1 protein-coding gene is annotated in these 1708 nt (G+C 41.9%); it reads left to right on the forward strand.

Going from position 1 to position 1708, the window contains the following annotated elements:
* Positions 1–1613: alpha-amylase family glycosyl hydrolase (locus tag WAM07_RS07350; protein WP_422165878.1), on the forward strand; the 1613-nt coding region annotated here is incomplete at its 5' end.
* Positions 1614–1708: the final 95 nt, after the last annotated feature.

The following is a 1708-nucleotide window of genomic DNA, read 5'->3' on the forward strand; positions in this document are numbered from 1 at the left end:
TCTGGGAAGCGCATGTACGGGATATTACCTCGGACCCGGATCTTGAATCTGAGCTGGATAGCCAATTTGGAACGTTTGAGGCTTTTGGTGAAAAATTAGACTACTTGAAGGAATTAGGTGTAACGCATATACAGCTTCTTCCCGTCATGAAATATTATTTTGGCGATGAATTTGAAGCAGATGAACGTGAACTGGATTATTCTTCAAAGGACAATAACTATAACTGGGGCTATGACCCTCACAGCTATTTTTCGCTGACAGGGATGTATTCTGAACGTCCTACAGACCCTGAAGCCCGCATTGCAGAATTTAAAGAATTGGTAAAAGAAATTCATAAACATAAAATGGGTGTGGTATTGGACGTTGTTTATAACCATACAGCCAACGTAAGTATCCTTGAGGATCTGGTTCCAGACTATTATCATTTTATGGATGAAGAAGGGAATGCTAAAACCGGTTATGGCGGCGGTAAAGTCGGCACAACTCATGAAATGTCCAGAAAACTTATGGTAGATTCCATAAAATACTGGGTTGATGAATTCAAGATAGATGGTTTCCGCTTTGATTTAATGGGCGATCTGGATGCAGAAAGCGTTCAAAAAGCTTACGATGAAGCCAAACAAATCAATCCAGATATTCTCATGCTCGGGGAGGGATGGCGCACGTTTGTAGGTGATGGAAGTCCAGAGAATGAAGTTACGCCCGCTGATCAGGACTGGATGGACCAGACGAACGGCGCAGCGGTTTTTTCAGATGAAATACGAAATGAGTTAAAATCCGGATTTGGCAGTGAAGGTGAACCCAGGTTCATAACCGGAGGCGCAAGAGATATTACTACGATTTTTAACAATATTAAGGCACAGCCTGGGAATGTCTCCGAAGATGATCCGGGAGATATCGTTCAATATATTGCTGCACATGATAATCTACCGCTGCATGATGTGATTGCCCAATCCATTAAAAAAGATCCTGCAGAACACGAAGAAGAGATTCAGCAAAGGATCCGAATTGGTAATTCTATGATTTTAACAAGTCAGGGCATTTCTTTCCTTCATGCTGGTCAAGAATACGGGAGAACGAAGCAATGGAAGGGAGACGGCGTGCCAGAAGAGAAGTCTACTTATATGGTAGATGAAAATGGTGAACCGTTCGATAACCCTTACTTCATCCACGATTCCTATGATTCTTCTGATGCGATCAACATGTTTGACTGGGATAAAGTTAAGGAAGAAGGAATTCATAAAGAAACCATGGAATATACGAAAGGTTTGATTGAGCTAAGAAAATCCACTAATGCTTTCCGTTTAGGCACGGAGGAGTTGGTAAATGAAAATGTAAGCTTAATCAACGCACCTGAAATCGAATCCTCTGACCTTCTGATCTGCTACAGGAATGTGTCCACAGATCATACAGGCACCTACTATGTGTTCATAAACGCGGACAGCGAGAAACGTACGCTTTCGCTTGAAGAAGATCTTAGAAAAGAGAAGGTTCTGGTAGATAGAGACGAAGCAGGTACGAAAAAAGTAAAAGACCCGTCTGGTTTTACACTGGATAAAGACAGCATCACGCTAGAGCCACTGACGACCGTAGTGGTTAAAGTGAAAAACTAATCTCATTGCCCCCTCCGCGACTTCCAGAGGGGGTTTTTTGATTCTTAATGACAAAATCGATACGAAACCACTCAAAGATATGCTACTATTTAAAA

The organism is Halobacillus sp. (assembly GCF_049282395.1).
Taxonomy (GTDB): Bacteria; Bacillota; Bacilli; order Bacillales; family Halobacillaceae; genus Halobacillus.